Source organism: Marinomonas vaga, assembly GCF_055388305.1.
In genome coordinates this window covers 3,145,517-3,164,311 of sequence record NZ_AP043903.1, presented here as the reverse complement: position 1 = coordinate 3,164,311, position 18,795 = coordinate 3,145,517, and the positions used below count along the sequence as shown (strand labels likewise).

At 43.9% G+C, this 18,795-nt stretch carries 22 protein-coding genes; 14 read left to right on the top strand and 8 right to left on the bottom strand.

Features of this window, described 5'->3' with window-relative positions; translation table 11 throughout:
• Nucleotides 1–53: 53 nt before the first annotated feature.
• Nucleotides 54–1,181 carry an App1 family protein gene (locus ACZ5DR_RS14800; RefSeq protein WP_377367563.1) on the bottom strand — a complete coding sequence of 376 codons (1,128 nt, stop codon included), beginning with the start codon at nt 1,179–1,181 and terminating at the stop codon, nt 54–56.
• Between the two features lie 203 nt (nt 1,182–1,384).
• On the opposite strand from ACZ5DR_RS14800, the gene ACZ5DR_RS14795 reads away from it, so the two are divergent.
• Nucleotides 1,385–2,212 (top strand): pyridoxamine 5'-phosphate oxidase family protein, encoded by an 828-nt coding sequence (locus tag ACZ5DR_RS14795; RefSeq protein ID WP_377367561.1) that lies wholly within the window; start codon nt 1,385–1,387, stop codon nt 2,210–2,212.
• A gap of 100 nt (nt 2,213–2,312) precedes the next feature.
• Here the strand turns inward: ACZ5DR_RS14795 and ACZ5DR_RS14790 are convergent, their stop codons facing one another.
• Together ACZ5DR_RS14790 and ACZ5DR_RS14785 are read right to left on the bottom strand one after the other, a co-directional pair.
• Complete coding sequence (locus ACZ5DR_RS14790; protein WP_377367559.1) at nt 2,313–4,271, bottom strand: BCCT family transporter; 1,959 nt, start codon at nt 4,269–4,271, stop codon at nt 2,313–2,315.
• A gap of 263 nt (nt 4,272–4,534) precedes the next feature.
• A complete protein-coding gene (locus ACZ5DR_RS14785; RefSeq protein ID WP_377367557.1) occupies nt 4,535–5,734 on the bottom strand; it encodes a multidrug effflux MFS transporter in 1,200 nt (399 codons plus the stop codon).
• 190 nt (nt 5,735–5,924) lie between these two features.
• Here ACZ5DR_RS14785 and ACZ5DR_RS14780 point away from each other — a divergent pair, with 190 nt between their 5' ends.
• Nucleotides 5,925–6,305 carry an MAPEG family protein gene (locus tag ACZ5DR_RS14780; protein WP_377367555.1) on the top strand — a complete coding sequence of 127 codons (381 nt, stop codon included), beginning with the start codon at nt 5,925–5,927 and terminating at the stop codon, nt 6,303–6,305.
• A 74-nt stretch (nt 6,306–6,379) separates the two neighbouring features.
• Here the strand turns inward: ACZ5DR_RS14780 and ACZ5DR_RS14775 are convergent, their stop codons facing one another.
• The 3 genes from ACZ5DR_RS14775 to gvpU all read right to left on the bottom strand — a co-directional run bounded on the left by ACZ5DR_RS14775 (nt 6,380) and on the right by gvpU (nt 9,514).
• Nucleotides 6,380–7,306: a porin gene (locus ACZ5DR_RS14775; RefSeq protein WP_377367553.1), complete on the bottom strand. Its 927-nt coding sequence runs from the start codon at nt 7,304–7,306 to the stop codon at nt 6,380–6,382.
• 116 nt (nt 7,307–7,422) lie between these two features.
• Nucleotides 7,423–8,946: a histidine-type phosphatase gene (locus tag ACZ5DR_RS14770; RefSeq protein ID WP_377367551.1), complete on the bottom strand. Its 1,524-nt coding sequence runs from the start codon at nt 8,944–8,946 to the stop codon at nt 7,423–7,425.
• 136 nt (nt 8,947–9,082) lie between these two features.
• Nucleotides 9,083–9,514 (bottom strand): gas vesicle accessory protein GvpU, encoded by a 432-nt coding sequence (gene gvpU / locus ACZ5DR_RS14765; protein WP_377367549.1) that lies wholly within the window; start codon nt 9,512–9,514, stop codon nt 9,083–9,085.
• A 95-nt stretch (nt 9,515–9,609) separates the two neighbouring features.
• Between gvpU and ACZ5DR_RS14760 the strand changes: the two genes are divergently transcribed.
• A complete protein-coding gene (locus ACZ5DR_RS14760) occupies nt 9,610–10,146 on the top strand; it encodes a DUF924 family protein (protein ID WP_377367547.1) in 537 nt (178 codons plus the stop codon).
• Nucleotides 10,147–10,177: 31 nt separating this feature from the next.
• A complete protein-coding gene (locus ACZ5DR_RS14755; protein WP_377367545.1) occupies nt 10,178–10,423 on the top strand; it encodes a hypothetical protein in 246 nt (81 codons plus the stop codon).
• Nucleotides 10,424–10,433: 10 nt separating this feature from the next.
• On the opposite strand, the gene ACZ5DR_RS14750 is transcribed toward ACZ5DR_RS14755, so the two are convergent.
• On the bottom strand, nt 10,434–11,306 hold the full coding sequence (locus tag ACZ5DR_RS14750; protein WP_377367543.1) for a LysR family transcriptional regulator: 873 nt from the start codon (nt 11,304–11,306) through the stop codon (nt 10,434–10,436).
• A gap of 92 nt (nt 11,307–11,398) precedes the next feature.
• Here ACZ5DR_RS14750 and ACZ5DR_RS14745 point away from each other — a divergent pair, with 92 nt between their 5' ends.
• Together ACZ5DR_RS14745 and ACZ5DR_RS14740 are read left to right on the top strand one after the other, a co-directional pair.
• Nucleotides 11,399–11,914, top strand: coding sequence for a lactoylglutathione lyase family protein (locus ACZ5DR_RS14745; protein ID WP_377367541.1), 516 nt, complete (start codon nt 11,399–11,401; stop codon nt 11,912–11,914).
• 108 nt (nt 11,915–12,022) lie between these two features.
• Nucleotides 12,023–12,307, top strand: a complete 285-nt coding sequence (locus tag ACZ5DR_RS14740) for a putative quinol monooxygenase (RefSeq protein WP_377367539.1) — start codon at nt 12,023–12,025, stop codon at nt 12,305–12,307.
• A 60-nt stretch (nt 12,308–12,367) separates the two neighbouring features.
• On the opposite strand, the gene ACZ5DR_RS14735 is transcribed toward ACZ5DR_RS14740, so the two are convergent.
• The gene (locus ACZ5DR_RS14735) at nt 12,368–13,120 is read right to left on the bottom strand and encodes a sulfite exporter TauE/SafE family protein (protein ID WP_377367537.1); all 753 of its coding nucleotides are present in this window, start codon (nt 13,118–13,120) and stop codon (nt 12,368–12,370) included.
• Nucleotides 13,121–13,615: 495 nt separating this feature from the next.
• On the opposite strand from ACZ5DR_RS14735, the gene ACZ5DR_RS14730 reads away from it, so the two are divergent.
• The 8 genes from ACZ5DR_RS14730 (at nt 13,616) to ACZ5DR_RS14695 (ending at nt 18,699) form a co-directional block, all read left to right on the top strand.
• Nucleotides 13,616–14,584, top strand: a complete 969-nt coding sequence (locus ACZ5DR_RS14730; RefSeq protein ID WP_377367535.1) for a calcium/sodium antiporter — start codon at nt 13,616–13,618, stop codon at nt 14,582–14,584.
• A gap of 12 nt (nt 14,585–14,596) precedes the next feature.
• Entirely contained in the window at nt 14,597–15,433 is an 837-nt protein-coding gene (locus ACZ5DR_RS14725) for a mechanosensitive ion channel family protein (RefSeq protein ID WP_377367533.1), read from the top strand.
• Nucleotides 15,434–15,709: 276 nt separating this feature from the next.
• The gene (locus ACZ5DR_RS14720; RefSeq protein ID WP_377367531.1) at nt 15,710–16,240 is read left to right on the top strand and encodes a YqaA family protein; all 531 of its coding nucleotides are present in this window, start codon (nt 15,710–15,712) and stop codon (nt 16,238–16,240) included.
• 161 nt (nt 16,241–16,401) lie between these two features.
• Nucleotides 16,402–16,902: a GNAT family N-acetyltransferase gene (locus tag ACZ5DR_RS14715; RefSeq protein WP_377367530.1), complete on the top strand. Its 501-nt coding sequence runs from the start codon at nt 16,402–16,404 to the stop codon at nt 16,900–16,902.
• Between the two features lie 23 nt (nt 16,903–16,925).
• Nucleotides 16,926–17,285 carry a hypothetical protein gene (locus tag ACZ5DR_RS14710; protein WP_377367528.1) on the top strand — a complete coding sequence of 120 codons (360 nt, stop codon included), beginning with the start codon at nt 16,926–16,928 and terminating at the stop codon, nt 17,283–17,285.
• 42 nt (nt 17,286–17,327) lie between these two features.
• Nucleotides 17,328–17,831, top strand: a complete 504-nt coding sequence (locus ACZ5DR_RS14705; RefSeq protein ID WP_377367526.1) for a DUF411 domain-containing protein — start codon at nt 17,328–17,330, stop codon at nt 17,829–17,831.
• 84 nt (nt 17,832–17,915) lie between these two features.
• On the top strand, nt 17,916–18,314 hold the full coding sequence (fos, locus tag ACZ5DR_RS14700; RefSeq protein WP_377367524.1) for a fosfomycin resistance glutathione transferase: 399 nt from the start codon (nt 17,916–17,918) through the stop codon (nt 18,312–18,314).
• Between the two features lie 34 nt (nt 18,315–18,348).
• Nucleotides 18,349–18,699 (top strand): hypothetical protein, encoded by a 351-nt coding sequence (locus tag ACZ5DR_RS14695; RefSeq protein ID WP_377367522.1) that lies wholly within the window; start codon nt 18,349–18,351, stop codon nt 18,697–18,699.
• Nucleotides 18,700–18,795: the final 96 nt, after the last annotated feature.

Genomic DNA, 18,795 nt, shown 5'->3' with positions numbered 1-18,795 from the left:
TTAAAAAGTGCGCCAACTAAACACATGGCACATCGCTATTTAGCCATCTAAGGCTAATTTCTGTCATTCTGCTGCTTCTGATCCTCTTCCGCATCCTGTTTAACTTTCTCAGCTGCTTCATGGGTCACTAGGTTAAGCGACCGAGCGTGTTCTACGGCATCTCCCGCATCTCGGATAAAAGCGAAGGGGACTTGGTAATCAGCATATTCAGACACCGCTGCCATCATTTTTTCAGAGCGGTTATCAGGTGTTAGGTCACGGATGTAGACGGCCAAGATACGGTCGGGGAAATCTTTTGCTACCTGAAGGTAGGCGTATACGTCTTTTTGCCCAGAGTCGCCAATCAACACCAGTTTGAGACTAGGGTAGGTCTTTAATATGGCTTCAATACGGCCTGTTTTGTAACTCTCGTGGCCGCTCTTGAACCAGCGATCTTCACGCAAACCAAAGTCTTTTAGTAGGACTGGGCCTTTGGGTAAACCATTTAGATGGATGAATTCGGCAATCAGGTCGTAGATGTTCCAAGGACTACTGGAGACATAATAAAAAGGGTTGTTCGCTTTCCCAGAGACACCTTTTTGAAGGGCTTTGTAGAACTCAGAAGTGCCGGGAAGCAAGACACGGCTGTGGGCATTGTTAAGTAATACGGTTTTGGCGTGACGCAGAAAGCTGGTTGCGCCGGTTTGCATGATAGTGTCGTCCACATCGCTGACAACACCAAATTCTACGTTGTCATTAGGTACGGACACTTCCGCAATGGTATAGGGTTGAGCTTTGGCGATTTCAGCATCCGTTGGCTGTAGCATCAGCTCCGTCCATGGCTGCTTGACGCTGTCTTTCGCTGGTCTTTTCCAATGGTAGTGGAAATAGCCGTGGGCATCGGTTTTCGCCGAATGTACTTCACCTTCAAGTGTGATATTGATCCGGGTGAAGGGGATTTCGCTACTGCGGTAGCGGCGCATCATGTGGAGGAAGTTTTTCCAGTTGCTGTCTTCGATGTGCCCTTGAATGCCTTTCGCTTCGAGGAGCCTGCCAGCTACCCAAAGTTCTTCAGAGGTGCCGTAGGTCATATAAGGCTGAACAGTCACAGGAGAATAACCACGCCAACGTTTGTAGCGATGTATGAGGGTGGCGCAACGTCTAAGGGAACGATACAGCAACCTTCGAGTCGTCTTTTGCATTGTGGGCCTTATATCAGTCTCAGTGCTATCTGAATGCTTAGTGCGGTCTGGAAAATGGGATTGTATCAGAGGCTTATAGGGTATTCTAACATCTCATCCCCGCGATTATTCTTTTGCTAAATATCATTGGAATGATGCATGACTTGTGCCGCCATGAAACAACCTTAGCTATAATTCAGAAAACCGCTTCAAGAGTAGGAATCATGGAACATAAAGCGCTAAATGATTTGATTGGCAAACATGTTATCGGTGTGCTGGGCACATATCAGGACAGTATGTTTGGAATGGATGTTTACATCTGTGGTGTGGAAATTCTTGATGATGTGCATCTAAAAGTGCGTTTCGCTAATGGTCATGCTTTATCGGTAGAGCAAGCGGTAACTCTTCATCTGGATAATCGCACAGGTGTTTCTGAATACGATGCTGATCTGTCGGTTTATCGTTCATCTTTTAAAGGAACTGTTCAGTCAGTGAGTGAACGAGAGGTAATCGTTAAGGCGTTGGATTATCAAGTCTATTACGGCGTCTCTGTTGTTAAGGAAATTACCGAGGACGGTTACCAATTTCCAGAAGATGACAGAGAGTTGAAGCCACTACCGATTTCTCCTCTGACTAAGGCGCCAGTTATGGATTTAGAAGAGCAGGAGAATAAGATCGGTGTTCTACTAACCTATGCTAATGGTCAGCCTCACTCTACGGTCATGGCTTTTTTATCCTCCGTAGACGACGATATCTTTTTCATAACTTTACCTAGTACATTTAAAGGGCAGTTACTGCAAAAGGATAATCGCTGTTATTTCGCGATAGACGGTCGCTCAACATTTACTTTTGAACATGCCATTGAATGGAATTACAGTATTGTGCGTGGTCAGGCGTATCAAATCCCCAAGCAGTCACCTGTATTCACCCAAATCCAAGAGTTGTTTATTGCTAAGAATCCGTGGGAGATGGGATTCTTTAGCCATCCAGAAATCGAGATGTATCACGTCAAAGCTGGACAGGTGGTGTGCCCGAAAAACGCTGAGCTTTAAACCACTAAGTGACTCTTTGACTTCCATGGAAGTCAGGCGAGCATTATTCAATGAAAAAGGGAGCCAAATATGGCTCCCTTTTGTTTTTCATTTGTATGTATTAGTCCGTTACCGTGTTCCAAGGCAATTGCCCTGGTGCGGCATCAACGAAATTGAAGTATTGCTCAAGCTGATCAATGAGGTCACGGATGACTTCATCTTTACTACAGCCAAACAACTCGTAGCCTAAGGCACCATTACGGATATAGACGTCTGCTTGCCAGTGAGTGTCATATTTAGAGTGATCACTGTGGGCTTCCGGTATTTCATGCTCGGTGGCAACGACCTGGTAGAAAAAGTCCAATTTCTCATCACGCTCAAGCTGAAAGGTCACGCCTTTTTCTTCTCGTGTGATATTGGCATTCCAGCCATGTACTGCCAGTTCCTTTTGTACTTCTTCCATAGCAGGCTCTACCACTTCCTTAATGAAGTGAGTGACCTTGGCTTCCCCTGGGAATTTAAACAAAGTGCTAAGACGCTTGCGCCAGTTACCGTCATTACTGAAGGCTCTGGCTGGTGTGGCAGCGGCTTCCACTGCAGCACCTCGGTGTCCTTCGATGACTAAAGCACGCCAAAGTCCAACCGCAGAAATCAGCATTATGATGGCAAATGGTAGGGCGGCAAGGATACTCATGGTCTGTAAGGCGCTTAAACCGCCAGCCAAAAGTAGGGTTGCAGCAATTGCACCTTCTAAAGATGCCCAAAATACTCGTTGCCACACTGGTGTTTCTAGAGCACCCCCTGAGGCCAAAGAATCCACGACCAAGGAACCTGAGTCCGATGAGGTAACAAAGAAAGTGATGATCAAGAACACTGTTACCACAGACAAGAAGCTTGACCAAGGTAGCAAATCATAAAACTGGAACAGGGCCACAGAATGGTCTGCTTGCACTTCGCCTATTAAGACATCTTTACCTTCCGACATGATGAGGTGTAAAGCAGTGTCACCAAAGATGGAGAACCATAAAAACGTAAAAATGGTCGGCACAGCCAAAACACCAAAGATAAATTGGCGAATAGTGCGACCACGGCTGATTTTAGCGATAAAAAGACCAACAAACGGTGCCCATGCAATGGTCCAAGCAAAGATAAATAGGGTCCAATTACCGATCCAATCACTTTGGGTATAGGCTTGTAAGTTGAATGTGCGCTCAACAATATTGCTTAAGTAAGAGCCTGTGTTTTGTACGAAGGCATCCAAGATATGAATACTTGGCCCGACTAAAAACACTATGGTCATGATGAAGACTGCTAACACCATGTTTAAGATGGATAGGTTTTTGACCCCTTTATCCATACCGGCAACGACTGAACCAATGGCTGCAATAGTGATTAGAACGATGGACGTTATCTGAACTGTGGTACTGATTGGTATGTCTTCCCACAAATAGTGTAAGCCAGCGTTGATCTGAGTAACGGATAGGCCAAGAGTGGTAGCCAAGCCAAAAAGGGTACCCAAGATGGCGAAAATATCCACAACATGGCCAATAGGGCCGTAAATGCGGTCACCAATAAGGGGATAAAGGGCTGAACGAACCGATAAGGGTAAACCATGACGGAAGGTGAAATAGGCCAGCACCAGCCCCATCAGTCCATAGATGCCCCAAATATGAAGCCCCCAATGGAAGTAGGCGATTTGCATGGCTTCCCGGGCAGCGCCAATGGTTTCTGGTACCGCATTAGGGGGTTGAGAGAAATGTAATACTGGTTCAGCGACGCCAAAGAAAAGTAAGGCGATGCCGTAACCGGCAGAAAACAGCATGGCAAACCAAGCAGGGAAGCTGTAGTCCGGGTCGGCGTGATCCGGCCCCAACCGGATGTTGCCCCAGCTACTAAAGCCGATACAAATTAGGAATACTAAGAATATGGCGGTTGCTAGCATGTAGAACCAACCAAAAGTATTCGTTATCCATGCGAGAGCACTTTGAAATGCTTGTCCAGCGAGTTCTGGATTACTTAGAGTTCCAATGATTAAAAGTAGTGTCACAATGGCCGTGGGAACAAATACTGGTAGTAGCATTGCCCCTATCCTTGCCTGCTTGAAATGGGTCATAAACGATCCTCCTTTTTGACATGACTGTCACAAAAGAACAGATAATTATCAAGCCCAAGACTGAGTAAATAATTAGATATCTAAGTAATTTTTGAAATAGTAGGGTATCTCAAATGAAAGGTAAGGGATTTGTAATCAGGGGGGAATCCATAGTGAGGTGACATGTTCTGGTGGCCGTGTTCTGTCCAATTGAGAGAACACGGCCTACCAAATACCTCGGAGAATTCTGCTTACTTAGCGGGGATGCCATCAGTGTTTACGTAAGGCTTGTTGATCTTTGCAATGAAAAACCAAGACAAAGCACCAAGGGCATAACATGTCAAAACGACGATAGACATAGAAATTAAACTGGTACCGTTAATCCCCGTTAAAGGAGATGAAACTCCACCAAAGGCGAACATTGTCGCCCCAAGGACAGCTGAACCCACCCCAGCGTTTTTGTGGAGTTTCTGCATGGCCTTGGAGTTGATGAGGGTTGCCAATGCGCTGGTAAAAGCAATGGTTACAAGCAGAACAGGCACAACCAATAACAAAGGGGAGTCAAGCAAACTCACAGCAAACAGACAGGCAGCACTTAATACAGCAAGAGAGATTGTGTAGTTAATGACAGACGTTTCCCCATGATGGCGTGCCAGTTTGGCGACGATACCTGCCGAAATGATCATACCAAAGCCATTTAATCCGAAGACATAACTATAGGCTTGAGGTGACAACTCAAACTGCTCTTGAAACACGTAGGACGATGCCGCAATGTAAGCGAACATGCCTGCAAACACAAAACCTTGGGCGAGGCTCATCCCAATAAAAGAACGGTTACTTAAAACTTCTTTTATCCCCTTAGCCATAGATTGCTGGCTGATATGCTCTGGTTTAAGAGTTTCTTTAAGGCCCACTGTAGATACGAGCGCAAGACCCCCTGCAATAACGGCTAGGCTAATAAATAATCCCTGCCATGGGGTGTACTCTAATTGAAAGCCACCAATGATAGGGGCGGCAATCGGAGCTAAGCCATTCACTGCCATGAGTAGTGCGAAAAAGCGTGTTAAATCTGCTCCTGAATACAAGTCCCGAGCGATGGCGCGTGATAATACTGCTCCTCCAGATCCTGCTAAACCTTGTATGAAGCGAGCAATAATCAGTTGCTGCATATCTGTTGCCAGAGCACACCAAATAGAAGCGCCAACAAACAGCAGTAGTGACATTAAAAGAGGGATTTTACGCCCAAATTTGTCACTTAATGGACCAAAGACTAATTGCCCGATACCCAGCCCAAAAAGGGCTGTCGTCAGAGTAAATTGCGAAGTCGCTGTGGTGCTGCCTAACTCAGAGGTGATATTGGGTAATGCTGGCAAGTAAAGGTCGGTACACAATGGACCTAAGCCTGCAAGTAGCCCGAGAAGTATGATTAAAAAGCCGTGATATTTGTTCATAGATGTCCGTTTTTAGTTAACTGGTTGATAAAGTCAACTATATATCCATTTTAAAGTCTATGTAAGCCATAACATGGGGAATAATCGTGGTTAATTCCAAACTTCGACTAGAAAACAGCACTATCAGCGAGTTGTGCAACAAAAGACCTAAGAGTAAGATTCAGATTACTTTTTAATCAAGGAAGATACTATGGTTACTCCTATCTATGCTGCATTGCTGGCATTGCTTTATATATTCTTGAGTCTTCGTGTAATTCGATTACGCATCGCATTTAAAGTAGGGATCGGTGATGGAGAGCAAAAGCAATTAACCCGGGCCATTCGTGTACAGGGAAATTTTGGTGAATACGTTCCATTTGCGCTTTTGTTGTTGTGGATGTATGAAACCATGAATGGCGCACCACTGTTGGTTCATATCCTCGGAGTTCTATTGTGTCTAGGTCGTGTACTTCACGCTTATGGCGTTAGTCAACGTAGAGAAACGCTGGCTTTTCGTCAAACAGGCATGGTAATGACTTTTTTAGTTATGCTCATCTGCTCAGCTTGTATCCTAATAAAATATTTTCTGTAGCCGTATAGGACTTATAGATAAAAAGGGGCTCGTAAAGAGCCCTTAAATTTATTAAAGGGTTCTCAAATGACAAATCAGAATTTAATGCGGGTTCCCATCATATAGCCCAATTCTGAATCGTCAGCATCTGAATTAGAAAGCTCCCCAAAGACTCTAACATTTTTAAATTTGCTGAATTCGTAGGTGACGTTGGCGTACCACTCATTGGTTTCTTTATCGTCAGTAGGCTTATTGTTAACAAAACCAATGGCCATGCGAGTTCGGTCTGCCACATCAAATAAGCTCACCACGTTATACACCTCGAGTTCGTCTTCTGCTTCAGAATAATCCGCTGCAAAGGTAGCAAACCCTGCATCAAAGGCTGCACTGATACCATAGGCGTGCTTTTCGTCACCATGCAGGGATTGCTCTCTTTTTTGGTAGGCAACGGCTAATTCAAAGACATCTGTTCCGTAGGAAGCAAACAGGTCAAATGACTGCTCGTCCTCACTGTCTTCCTCTTCTGCTCTGAGTTCTGTGGACAATACGATATTGAGGCGGTTTAGATCGATATCCAGCGCCAAGACATCATCGCCTTTAGTTTTCCCAAATGCGACGTCTTCAGATGACATTTCATAGTCTTCGGCAATACCAAAGTGGTCCGATGCATAATCCTGCTTACCAATGGTAGCGGTAGTGTTGTGGTACTTAAAACCTAAGAAGGCTTCATCAAGGTCTGAGGTTTTACCTTTTTTATCATTGGCTGAATCTTTAAAGTCAAATTTGATGCGACCTAAAGCCGTTAGGTGGTCATCAAGTTGGTAGGAGATTTTATTATCGAACTCTACATCATCAAAGTTAACGTATAGGTGTTTATCGTCACCGTTATCTTTTTGGAGTTGTACCTGCAAATCGCCATTTAACTCATATTTGAAGCCATCTTTTTCAGCGATGGTCGCCGCCGAAGCCGATGTACCCGTTAGCGCTGTCATGATACTCGAGGCAATAAGCGTCTTTTTCATATTAAAATTCCCTTTTCAATTTGAAGTTTGGCAAATCAGAATTTCCACATCCTATAGAAACTCTCTGGTTCGCTTTGCTTAGTTAGGTGATCTCTTTCAAGATCGATATTGTCCTTCTATGGAAGGGTCAATTCTTCGCTGTAGCACTGCTCTAATTCCGTCAGACTGTAATAAAACTGAGTGCCGGGGACCGGCTGACAATCACTTTTAAAGAGGGTCTCTTTTTCGTTGTAGAGCATTTTGACTAATGCTTGGCCACTTATGGGGTTGCGGTACAAATCCCATTGTATGTTGGCGGAATAAGGGGTGACCCAATCACCTCGCCATGGGTTGTTTTCTTGGCTGTAGAGCTCATCGGGGTGAGCGGGTTGTTGGCTGCCATTCACTTTTAGCAAGGCTGCTAGGGGCATGATTTGTTCCGCGTGGGCAAAGCGTAGTTTAGCGAGCTTTTTAGGTTGGCCTTCATTATCGAGTGCGCGCTTCATTTCACTAAACATGTCTGCAAGCAAAGGCTTGGCAATATTGAAAGTTACCCCGTTATTATCTGAAAAACTTGGGCCTTTTTCGTAAAAGTCTTCAGCATCAGAAAGGTAGGAAAACCATGCGGATTCTTCAGGTGTGATGAACTGCTCTAGATTCCAGATATTACCTTGCTGTTGAGCTTCACGTAGCATGCCTGGTCCAATGATAAACATGTTATAAAGCATGAGTGCGGCATCAACTTCGTGTTGCACGTATTTCCAATCATCTTCCGTTTCGCCGGGCATCCTAGTATTGGTCTTGAAGCAATTGTCGGCTTTAACATCACATTGCTTATCCTTCGATACCTGGTGCTCTAAAAAATCAACGTATTCCTTGGTGTAAAGGCGCTCAAGCATTTGCCGTGCTATGGCTTTGGTTTGTGGTAGTTGGTCCAGTTGATCCAGTACGTCATTTAGCTTGTCAGATTCTTGGAAGGCTTTATAAGCTTGATAGTTATCAGAATAGGCTTGGTATTTTGTGCTCTTTTGTGGGTCTGTTTTATGGGAATAGAGCTCAAATTTGTTTATCAGTTGGCTATCGATCTGGTTTGGGTTTGGTTGATTCTGATAACACTTTGCTGGGTCGTCGTTTACGAAGTCCACGTTATTAGCCAGTGCCGTCATAAAGTAGTGGGCAGTTTGGTTAGCACGTTCTTTACCGGATGTCTGGACTTGGATGCAGATAGGAGATTGGATGCCACTTTGAGTGAGTAAAGGTGACAATCGTTGAGCCATACGGTGTGCTATACCAGCGGTCTCTTCTTCTCCGATTTGAGTTAACAACCCATAACCTAGGGTGTTATTCGCTGCGATGACTTGATCAGTGATAGGGCCGAGTTTTTGACCTAATGGCGTCAATTGACCACGTTCTTGGGCAAGGTTCCAAACTTGTTTGGTGAGAATGTCATATTTAGGGCTGGAAAGTCCCCGGGCACCATGTCGTTGTACAAGTTGAGTATAGAAGGGCTCAAAACCATCTGGAGCAGCTTCGTAGCGGGCAGAGTTCTGTTCAGCTTTGTAGATGGCTTTGCTGCTATAGAAATACTCACTAGAGTGAGCGCGCTCAAGGTTGAGGCCCAAAACTGAAATGGCTGTAGTGAATAATATGGGGTAACGCATATATCTTCCTTGATATTAATGTAACGGACTCGGTAACTGCCCATTTTCAAGCAAGGAAGATTAGTGGGATAAGGTGACAGTCATATTACGATCAAGATGTTTTGTGCTTCCCTTGGTGTGTTTCAAAGGTTGTTCACTAGGGGCCATCGTTTATGAGAGCCCCCAGTGAAAAGCCTGAAACTTCAGAGATGCGGCCGCGCCACCATACGCCACGATTTTCAGGTACGGGGGTGCCAGAGGTATGGAAAAAGTGAGCGTTCTTAAGATGAATATAGCTAGGGGCGAGGGCGGGTTCGCTTTTGTTAGCATACACATCGCCGTTCTTTGAAAACGCCGCTTTAACCTTCTCAGCGGCTTCGCCTTTTAAGCCAAAAGAGAATTCTTCACCAAAACCTTGGAAGTATTCTTTGCCGCCAATTAATGTGCCAGAGACAAGAAATCCACCAACGGTTAGGGTGATATCGAAACTCATTTTACCGCTATTCGCTATTTCAATCAGATCCTGTAAAAACCAATCTTTATCATCTACGTTTACCACTTCGGTGACTGATGCTTTATTTTCGCTCATGTGATCCCTACATATTGATCTAACAAGGTTTAACGTTATGCTGTTTTTAAATTTAGTCTATTTGGCAAAAAGTACAAAGAAGGAAAGGCGTTCCTATGTGGCAAGAAGTATTAGATTTTTGGTTTAACGAAATCACTCCTAAGCAGTGGTTTGAAAAGGATGACGCCTTCGACAAATTGATTACATTCCGTTTTACAGAGCTTCTCGCTCAGGCAAAAGCCGGTGAGTTGGCCCCATGGCGTAGCGAAGCCAAGGGAGCATTGGCAGAAATAATTCTGCTGGATCAGTTTTCTCGTAATGTTTATCGAGATCAGCCGGAATCTTTTGCAGCGGATCCTATGGCGTTAGCTTTGGCGCAATGTGCTATTGAAAAAGGGCAGGATCTTGAACTGTCAGAAATTGAGCGAAGCTTTCTCTATATGCCGTTTATGCATTCTGAGTCATTAGTGATACATGAACAGGCAGTAGGGCTATTTGAATCCCTCGGTTTAGATAACTCTCTGGAGTTTGAAAAACGTCATAAGGCAATCATAGAAAGATTTGGTCGATATCCCCATCGTAATGAGATTCTGGGCCGTGTTTCTACTGACGAAGAATTGGAATTTTTAAAACAGCCTAACTCTGGGTTTTAATCTAGTATCAAGGCGACTTAAGGAACCTTTTATGTTCACAAATACAATGCTTGCTGAAGAGGTCATCAAGCAACAATTTTTAGTGGTTGAGCGTCTAGAAAAGACACTTAGCCAAGTAAAAGAACACGTTTCAGAAGATGAATACAGAGATTACCGATTGCAAATTGGTAAAGTCATTTTCGAGATTTGGGAAAACATTATTAATCCGTTATTTGAGCAGCACCCTACACTAGATCGTGAAAACCTTACCGCTCAGGTAGCAAACTCTAATATCTAGTTATTAACCTTTATGAGAGCACTTCCTTAATAGCCTTCTTAACAGTATTCACCGCTTTAGTGTAGGGCTGATGTTTACCTTGGCATATGAATAGGGGTTCCCAAATAGGGTGGGTCAAAGTGTGTTGCCTAATCTTTTCTGCTGGACTGAAGGCGGATACCGCGTGGGCAGGCAGAACAGTGAACCCTAATCCTCTACTAACGGGTTCTAAAATTAATCCTATCTGATTAGAAAACCCTCGATTGGGCAATTGATTCACGTGCTGAAATTCAGGGTAGTTTGCCCCCAATAGGAGGTTTCCATGATACGCGCCATCTGGGTGATGGATGAATCCGATCGTGCTCAATGCGTCCCAGCTAGGTGCTGTGATGAACTCTGGGGTCACTAATAGTAGGGGTTCCGATGCAAGGGGGTCATAGGTTAAAACATGTTGATCCACCTGTTCACTGGTAAGGCCAATGTCAATCTGTTTTGTTTTCACTGCTTCTGCAATGTCTTTGTTTGGGGCAAATCGATACTCAATCACTAATTCGGGATGTGATTGCTGCAAGGTCAATAAAACTGGATATAGTTTTAAGCCCACACTTCCAGGGGACATGATTTTAACTGTCCCGCGATAAGGTTCGTCTTCTCTAATTTGCTCTGGAAGCTCAGTGAGGCACCCTAATATGTGCTGGGCTTGCTCCAATAAACGTTCACCTGCAGGCGTTAATTCAAAACGCTTTGCGTGCCGATGAATCAGTTCAACATTGAGTTGAGATTCCAGTTTTTTAATATGCTGGCTCAATCCGGATTGGGTCATATGACATTGCTCCGCAGCGAGGGTAAAGTGCTTTGTCTCGCATAGTGTCACGAAGCTCTTCAATAAATTCGGATTAATCATTAGCTAGATTACTCAACTTTATTATTAATGATAATTTCACGAGATGATGCCACAGAGGTACGCTTTCTCCAATACATAAACGAGGAGGCATTATGTCTAATACGACCACACAGTCATCATACCCAAGAAGCTTTTCCCATATTGGCATTTCTGTACCGGATTTAGAGAATGCAGTTCACTTCTATACGGAAGTACTGGGCTGGTACCTAATTATGAAACCTTCCGAAATTATCGAAGATGACAGTGCTATTGGTGAAATGTGTACTGACGTTTTTGGCGTTGGATGGAAACGTTTTCGAATAGCTCATTTGTCTACCGGAGATCGTATCGGGGTAGAACTGTTTGAATTTGATAACCAAGAAAACCCAGAGAATAATTTTGAATACTGGAAGACAGGGGTATTTCATTTTTGTGTGCAGGACCCAAATCTAGAAGAGTTAGCTGATAAAATCGTCGCTGCAGGGGGCAAAAAACGTATGAAGGAGCCCCGTTACTATTACCCAGGGGAAAAGCCTTATCGAATGATTTATATGGAAGATCCTTTTGGCAATATTCTTGAAATTTACAGTCATAGTTATGAGTTGACCTACAGTGCAGGGGCATACTAAAGCTACCCAATTGTCTTATAGGTCTGTCTTGTCCAAAAATCAAAAGGACTGGTGTGTCTGGTGAGGATGATTTAACGTGATGATATTCTTGTTTCAATAAGGAAGCTGATGATGTACAAATTTTTAATCACTATTGAATTACAACCAAATACACTGGATAAGATTCTTGAGGTGGCCCCTAAAGCTCAGGCCGCCACTCGAGCAGAAGAAGGCTGTTTAGCCTATGACTTTTTTACCTGTACCGATGACCCGAATAAGCTTGTGTTCATAGAATGCTTTACTTCTAAAGCAGCCCATGATGCCCATATGGAAGAGGCCCATACGAAAGAGTTCATTGCCTTTCATGAGCAGTTCCACAAGTCATTGACCTTTGAGGTCATTGAAGAAAGTTAAGCCTGTATCGACTGATTAAAAAGGCCCCTTGTAAGATCAAGGGGCCTTTTTTTATGTCTTTTAAAAATGTGATAGTAGTTCTTGACCACCACGGAATAACAAAAGAATGGAAAGGATGAACAGCAAGATCTGTATGACTTTTATGTAGGTTTGATCTTTTAGTTTTGAAGTTAACCATCGGCCAAAGAAAGTACCTAATATCCCTGTACCGGCGAGGATACTGACTAGCCCCCAATTCAAACCATCTAATTGACCAATAGCAAAATAGGCTGGGATCTTCACCACATTACCAATGGCAAAAGAGATGGCGATAGTACCTGCGAATTCTAACTTTGGGAGTTTCTGAGGCAATAAATAAGCTTGTGCTGGTGGCGCGCCAGAGTGGGTGATAAAGCTAGCAATACCAGTCAAAGTGCCCCAAAAAATACCTGGGGCAATGTGCGCTGGTTGAGGTGAACTATCGCCGGATCTATTCCCAAGCCAAGATTTAATTCCGTACCAGAGACCAATGGCACCGGTGAAAATGAGTAGGGCATATTCTGGTGTGTAGGGGGTAATCAAGGTTGCAATCCCAACACCCAGTAAGATCGATGGGGTGAGTATCAGTACATTGCGTAGAGAAAAATTATGGCGATAGAGCCAGACACCAATCCAGTCTGTGACGATGTAGACGGGTAATAAAATCGCTGCCGCTTTAACTGGATTCATAAACAACGCTAGCATTGGCACGGCAATGGCGGCAGCAGAAGACAAGCCACCCTTTGAAACCCCTACAATGAGGGCTGCTAGGATAAGTAATACTGTATCTGACATGAAAACTCCTTTTCTTAACGGCGTTTACCTATCACTTTGTCAACACCAAAATTAAATAAATATTCCGTAATGCTATATCGTGGAATATTTTATTCCCATTCTTATGTGGCGTATTTTGTCACTGTCCATAGAATTTCCTTTGTGTTGAATTCAAAACCTACAAAATACCTATCCTTGTAATGCCATTAGAATCTCTTATCAGTTACCTGTGGTGTTTATGGTTAGGATTGTTTAGACTCAAGCCTGTTTAGGGGAGTAGCCTTCTTTGGGAAACCGAAGAGTAAACGCCAACAGTCTCCGAGCCTACGCTCGTGGTGTTTACGTACTAAGTGTATTGGCAAGACTTAAGCAATATTCGCGTGCGGACAGGACGTGGGTGTTGCTTAGGAATCAAGCCTGTCCGCTAACAAGAGTACTTATCGTGAAAACCTACCTATCATCGGCTGACGCCTATTTTGCTTCGCCTTCCGTACTTTACGTACAAGGAGGTGTCTTATGATCCTACCTATTATTGCCATCATTGTTGGTTTTTTCTTACTGATAAAAAGTGCTGACAAGTTTGTCGAAGGGGCTTCATCCGTTGCTCAATACAGTGGCATGCCGCCTTTGTTAATCGGTATGTTGGTGGTGGGTTTTGGTACCTCTGCCCCTGAAATGGTGGTATCGGCCATGGCTGCGATTGATGGAAATCCTGCCTTAGCTCTTGGTAATGCCATAGGCTCTAACATCGTTAACATCAGCTTGATCTTGGGGGTGACGGCGGTTATCGCTCCGATTGCTGTGCATTCCACCATTGTTCGTAAAGAGCTACCCATTCTACTGCTGATCTCTTTTATTCTTGGTGCCATGTTATGGGATTTTGAAGTAAGCACCTTAGAGGCTGTTGGCTTATTAGTGGTGTTTTTCTTGGTGTTCGGCTGGCAGATTTATGCTGCTTTGAACGGCAAGGGGGATGCGTTAGAAGCGGATATGGAAGCAGACCTACCGGAAAAAGAGTCCTCATTAACTAAATCCATTATTACATTAGTTCTTGGTCTAGTGGTGTTGGTCATCAGTTCACGAATGCTGGTTTGGGGCTCTGTAGAAATCGCCTCTCTATTAGGTGTCAGTGATCTTATTATCGGTCTAACGATTGTGGCGCTGGGTACTTCTCTACCAGAGTTGGCGGCCTCCATCGCTGCGGTTCGTAAAGGTGAACACGATCTCGCCATTGGTAACGTGGTCGGTTCTAATATGTTTAACACTCTCGCCGTTGTCGGTATTGCTGGGGCGATTGAGCCAATCGCAAATATCGGTTCTGAGGTCTTCTGGCGTGATTGGATGGCTATGATTGGCCTAACGGTTTTACTCTTGTTGGTATCTGTACGTTTACGTCAGACTCGCGTAATCAACCGTTACGAGGGTGGCTTATTGTTACTCTGCTATGTGGGGTATAACGCTTATCTTGTGTCAGGCAGTTTATAAAAGGAGCAAGTCGTGGAAAGTTTGATGTCATTTTATCAAACCTATGAGAGCCAAATTTTTGATATGGGACGCAATGCACTATTGACCCTGGTTATTCTGGTTGCTGCATCTATTTTATCTAAAGTGGTGCGCAAGGGGGTCTTCGCCAGTGCTTCGCGCATGAGCAAGAATGACGAGATCGTTTCTAATCTATTGTCAAAGGTTGCGGCATATACTGTTTATTTAGTGGCCTTGGTGATCATACTAGACTTGTTTGGTGTGAACACTGCGAGTCTGGTTGCTCTGGTGGGTGCGGCGGGCTTAGCCGTAGGTTTAGCACTTAAAGATACCCTAAGTAATATTGCTGCGGGTATTATGATCTTGTTTCTAAAGCCTATTAAAAAGGGCGAGTTTGTCGAATTTAGTGGCATTATGGGCACGGTGAAAGACATCGGCTTGTTTACGTCCATTTTTGAAACGGCAGATGGTCTCTACATTTCTAGCCCCAATAGCGTGGTGTGGGGTTCTACGATCAAGAACTTTACTCGCAATAGCCGTCGCCGTATGGATATTACGGTAGGGATTTCTTATGAAGATTCTATTGATGTAGGTATGAAAGCGTTACTAGATCTGGCGGCTGAATACGAGGTTCTACTTAAAGATCCTGCGCCACAAGTGATCGTTCATATGCTGGCTGACAGTTCTGTCAATTTGCAGTTGCGTGCTTGGGCACCGACTGACAAGTACTGGGACGCCTATTGGGCGATTCAAAAAGACGCCAAGCTACGTATAGAAGCGGCAGGCCTTACTATTCCATTCCCGCAACGGGATTTGCATGTGTACAACCATGCACCAAAGAACGTGGCTTAATTGCCCAGTTTTATGTCTCTAAAGGCCTCCTAGGAGGCCTTTTTTCATGTCCTGTCATATGGATTATTCGATCAATTGGAAGATACATAGACTATAAGAAAGGTGTAGGATCTGTGGTAAGAATGATCAAAATAACAGGTTAGCCTTTTAAGTCATTCGTTCGCCCTTTAACCTCTAAGTTACATATTGAATTTGTGACAATAAAGGGCATGCGCATTGATAAAAATAGTGAAAAAACTAGAGCATAGCACTCAAAAAATGGTGGATTCGAAGCGCATGTTGCCAGCAATTATGGTGGCATCGTTTTTAGAATCGACTGTGGTGCCCATTCCTTTAGAAGCTGTGATGGTACCACTGATGCAAGCTAGTCGAGAAAAGCTATGGCTGATTGCATTGATGGCTACTTTAGGCTGTCTTATTGGCGCATTGGCAGGTTATGGCTTAGGCTATTTTTTATTTGATTTGGTGGGAGATTGGGTCATCGAAACCTTTTCTAATCCAGAGCAATTTGAAATGGTTAAGAGCAAAATGGAAAGCCAAGGTTTCTGGTTTGTTTTAACGCTAGGAATAGTACCCATACCTTTTCAAATTGCTATGTTAGCTGCCGGTGCGACACAGTATTCGATCATAGGTTTTCTTGCCGCAACAGTCATTGCGCGGTCTATCCGATATTTTGGTTTGGCGTCAGTGGTGTACTTTGCTGGTAACAAAGCAGAAGATTTGATTAAGCAACACAAAACAAAATCCATGGTGATGCTAACCCTATTAGTACTAGGGGCTTGGGCTGCATCCGTCCTGTTGAAATGAGTCTACGTAGTGAGTTGTAATGACCAGTGTTCAGGGCGAACTTTAGAGTGCAATTACGTTAGTTTATATCTCTAAAACGGGGCATTGGCCCCGTTTTGTATTTTAAAACCATGAAGAATCTGCTGTCATAGGGAGTACTGCTTAACCGAGATGAGGTGTCTATGATAATTCGTGATGTGCATGATTTAGATATCGAAGGGATCACAGCTCTGTACAACCATTATGTGATTCACACGAGTATTTCCTTCGAAGAAGAGCCGGTGACACCTTCGCAAATGGCACAACGTGTGTCAGAAGTCTTAGAGAAAGGGTTGCCTTGGCTGATTGCAGAGAAACATGGAAAAGTCCTTGGTTACGCTTATGCCAGTCCTTGGAAATCGAGATCCGCCTATCGCTTTACGGTTGAGCCTTCTGTTTACGTTTCGAAGGATGCAGTCGGTGAGGGGGTTGGGTCTAAGCTATATCGGACGCTACTTTCCGGCTTGAAAGAGCAAGGTTTCCAGCATGCTATTGGGGTTATAGCCTTACCTAACGAAGCAAGTCTTAAGCTGCACCAATCATTTGGATTCAAGGAAGCCGGTGTGTTCCGAGATATTGGTGTCAAATTTGGTCAGAAATGGTCGGTGGCATATTGGCAATTATCATTACAAGAATGGAACTAGAAGAGATTATTGGAATCCATGTAATGTCCAATATGAACAACATCATAAACCAATTCATGAAACGAACGCCGCTTATCTCTATTTTTATTCTGATGCTGTCTTTTGCGCTCTTAGTAAATGGTGCAAAAGCGGTTGAGATTATGACTGCAAGTCAACCTGCTACGGTCTTCAGTATGGGGATGGACATGTCTATCCATGATAAAGAGGATTGTTGTGTGACCGAAGCTCATGACAATGACTGTGGATGTTCCGTGTTTGGTGCTGTGTTGTCACTGTTCAAACCTCCGTCGTTCCCTAGGCATTCTATGGCGCACTGGCTGCCATATTCCAAACCCTTGAATCGTATTGAGCCACTAGAGCGCCCTCCAAAGCAGAGGATTTAACCCTTTTGTTAAATCTTTTTATAATCAATTTGGAGAAAAGCTATGAAATCAATGACATCGTTGGCGTTTGTCGCTGTAGTTACGTTACAAGGTTCTTTGTTTACTGGATCAGTCCACGCCACGGACTCATCAGAGGTATTTACGAAAGGTGAAATGCTGCTGGTGCACAAGAGTCCTACATGCGGTTGTTGCAGTGGTTGGGTTGAACATATGCAAATGCATGGGGCTCAAACCAAAGTGAGTCATCCTGCTAACCTTAATCTATTGAAGTCTGAGTTAGGAATTCCAGGGAATGCACGCTCTTGCCATACGGCTGTGTCAAAGGATGGGTATGTATTTGAAGGTCATATTCCAGCTAAGTTTATTCAGCAATATTTGGCTAACCCAACGCCTAAGACAAAAGGGCTGGTTGTGCCCGCCATGCCAGTGGGCTCTCCTGGAATGGAATATAACGGTCAATTCATGCCTTATGCGGTGCATCTTTTGCACGACGATGGCAGCCTCAGTGAGTATGCTAACGTCATGTCACCGGAAGATCAGGTCTAATTTATTTAAGTTTTAGATCGTTTTATAAAAGGCAACGTCAGATCGACGTTGCCTTTTTTGACTGAATTATTTGGGATACATGTTTTGATTACAGGCATCAATCACATCACCTTGGCAGTGAGCGATTTGGAACGCTCCTTAGGGTTTTATATTGAGTTATTGGGGTTTAAAGGTCATGTGGCATGGGATGGTGGAGCGTATCTGTCAGCTGGAGACCTTTGGCTGTGTTTATCTTTGGATTCTCCTGTTCCAAGTGAAGACTACACACATTTAGCATTTGACGTTTCTGAAACCAATTTTCAGTCATTTTGTGAACGATTATGTCAGTCAGGAGTCTCTATCTGGAAGGACAACCGTAGTGAAGGCCAATCTTTGTATCTTTTGGATCCAGACGGGCACAAACTTGAAATTCACGTAGGCTCCCTTGAGACACGTTTAAGCGCGTTAAAGTCCAAACCCTACAAAGGTCTAAAATGGCTATAAGCCACAGCATTTAAATTACTGAAGGAGAAAGGTGATGAAAGGTTTTTTTGCTGGCTTGTTGATGTTAATGCTCGTCCCAGTGGCTAATGCCAGTTATTTAGTGACAGACAGCTATGTTCTAACCATTAAGAAAAAATGTGGGGAAGGACATGTGACATGTGATAAGGCCCTATTGGTGATGAAATCTAAATCATCTGGCAATACATTGCTCATGCGCGGTCAAACGTTGCATCGAATGTGCGCAGATGGTATCACCCCCTGTCAATTCGTTGGCTTTCGATTTCAACATGCGGGTGTAACCTACACGGTATTTGAGCCGGGTACTTTAATGATTACCCAGGCAAACGAAACCTTATTGGAGGAACGTGGTCACTGGTATCGCTAACCGGTTGACTTTGTTAACTTAATTGCTGTTTTTGTTTGTTATTTAGACAGTAATATGTGTTCTGATCAATTACTTCAAAAATATGTCGGTGTTTTT

What these genes read in the sequence shown, in the direction of transcription:
- ACZ5DR_RS14800 (WP_377367563.1), bottom strand. Translation starts at nt 1,181, where the DNA reads ATGCAAAAGACGACTCGAAGGTTGCTGTATCGTTCCCTTAGACGTTGC.
- ACZ5DR_RS14795 (WP_377367561.1), top strand. Translation starts at nt 1,385, where the DNA reads ATGGAACATAAAGCGCTAAATGATTTGATTGGCAAACATGTTATCGGT.
- ACZ5DR_RS14790 (WP_377367559.1), bottom strand. Translation starts at nt 4,271, where the DNA reads ATGCTACTACCAGTATTTGTTCCCACGGCCATTGTGACACTACTTTTA.
- ACZ5DR_RS14785 (WP_377367557.1), bottom strand. Translation starts at nt 5,734, where the DNA reads ATGAACAAATATCACGGCTTTTTAATCATACTTCTCGGGCTACTTGCA.
- ACZ5DR_RS14780 (WP_377367555.1), top strand. Translation starts at nt 5,925, where the DNA reads ATGGTTACTCCTATCTATGCTGCATTGCTGGCATTGCTTTATATATTC.
- ACZ5DR_RS14775 (WP_377367553.1), bottom strand. Translation starts at nt 7,306, where the DNA reads ATGAAAAAGACGCTTATTGCCTCGAGTATCATGACAGCGCTAACGGGT.
- ACZ5DR_RS14770 (WP_377367551.1), bottom strand. Translation starts at nt 8,946, where the DNA reads ATGCGTTACCCCATATTATTCACTACAGCCATTTCAGTTTTGGGCCTC.
- gvpU (WP_377367549.1), bottom strand. Translation starts at nt 9,514, where the DNA reads ATGAGCGAAAATAAAGCATCAGTCACCGAAGTGGTAAACGTAGATGAT.
- ACZ5DR_RS14760 (WP_377367547.1), top strand. Translation starts at nt 9,610, where the DNA reads ATGTGGCAAGAAGTATTAGATTTTTGGTTTAACGAAATCACTCCTAAG.
- ACZ5DR_RS14755 (WP_377367545.1), top strand. Translation starts at nt 10,178, where the DNA reads ATGTTCACAAATACAATGCTTGCTGAAGAGGTCATCAAGCAACAATTT.
- ACZ5DR_RS14750 (WP_377367543.1), bottom strand. Translation starts at nt 11,306, where the DNA reads ATGATTAATCCGAATTTATTGAAGAGCTTCGTGACACTATGCGAGACA.
- ACZ5DR_RS14745 (WP_377367541.1), top strand. Translation starts at nt 11,399, where the DNA reads ATGTCTAATACGACCACACAGTCATCATACCCAAGAAGCTTTTCCCAT.
- ACZ5DR_RS14740 (WP_377367539.1), top strand. Translation starts at nt 12,023, where the DNA reads ATGATGTACAAATTTTTAATCACTATTGAATTACAACCAAATACACTG.
- ACZ5DR_RS14735 (WP_377367537.1), bottom strand. Translation starts at nt 13,120, where the DNA reads ATGTCAGATACAGTATTACTTATCCTAGCAGCCCTCATTGTAGGGGTT.
- ACZ5DR_RS14730 (WP_377367535.1), top strand. Translation starts at nt 13,616, where the DNA reads ATGATCCTACCTATTATTGCCATCATTGTTGGTTTTTTCTTACTGATA.
- ACZ5DR_RS14720 (WP_377367531.1), top strand. Translation starts at nt 15,710, where the DNA reads ATGTTGCCAGCAATTATGGTGGCATCGTTTTTAGAATCGACTGTGGTG.
- ACZ5DR_RS14715 (WP_377367530.1), top strand. Translation starts at nt 16,402, where the DNA reads ATGATAATTCGTGATGTGCATGATTTAGATATCGAAGGGATCACAGCT.
- ACZ5DR_RS14710 (WP_377367528.1), top strand. Translation starts at nt 16,926, where the DNA reads ATGTCCAATATGAACAACATCATAAACCAATTCATGAAACGAACGCCG.
- ACZ5DR_RS14705 (WP_377367526.1), top strand. Translation starts at nt 17,328, where the DNA reads ATGAAATCAATGACATCGTTGGCGTTTGTCGCTGTAGTTACGTTACAA.
- ACZ5DR_RS14695 (WP_377367522.1), top strand. Translation starts at nt 18,349, where the DNA reads ATGAAAGGTTTTTTTGCTGGCTTGTTGATGTTAATGCTCGTCCCAGTG.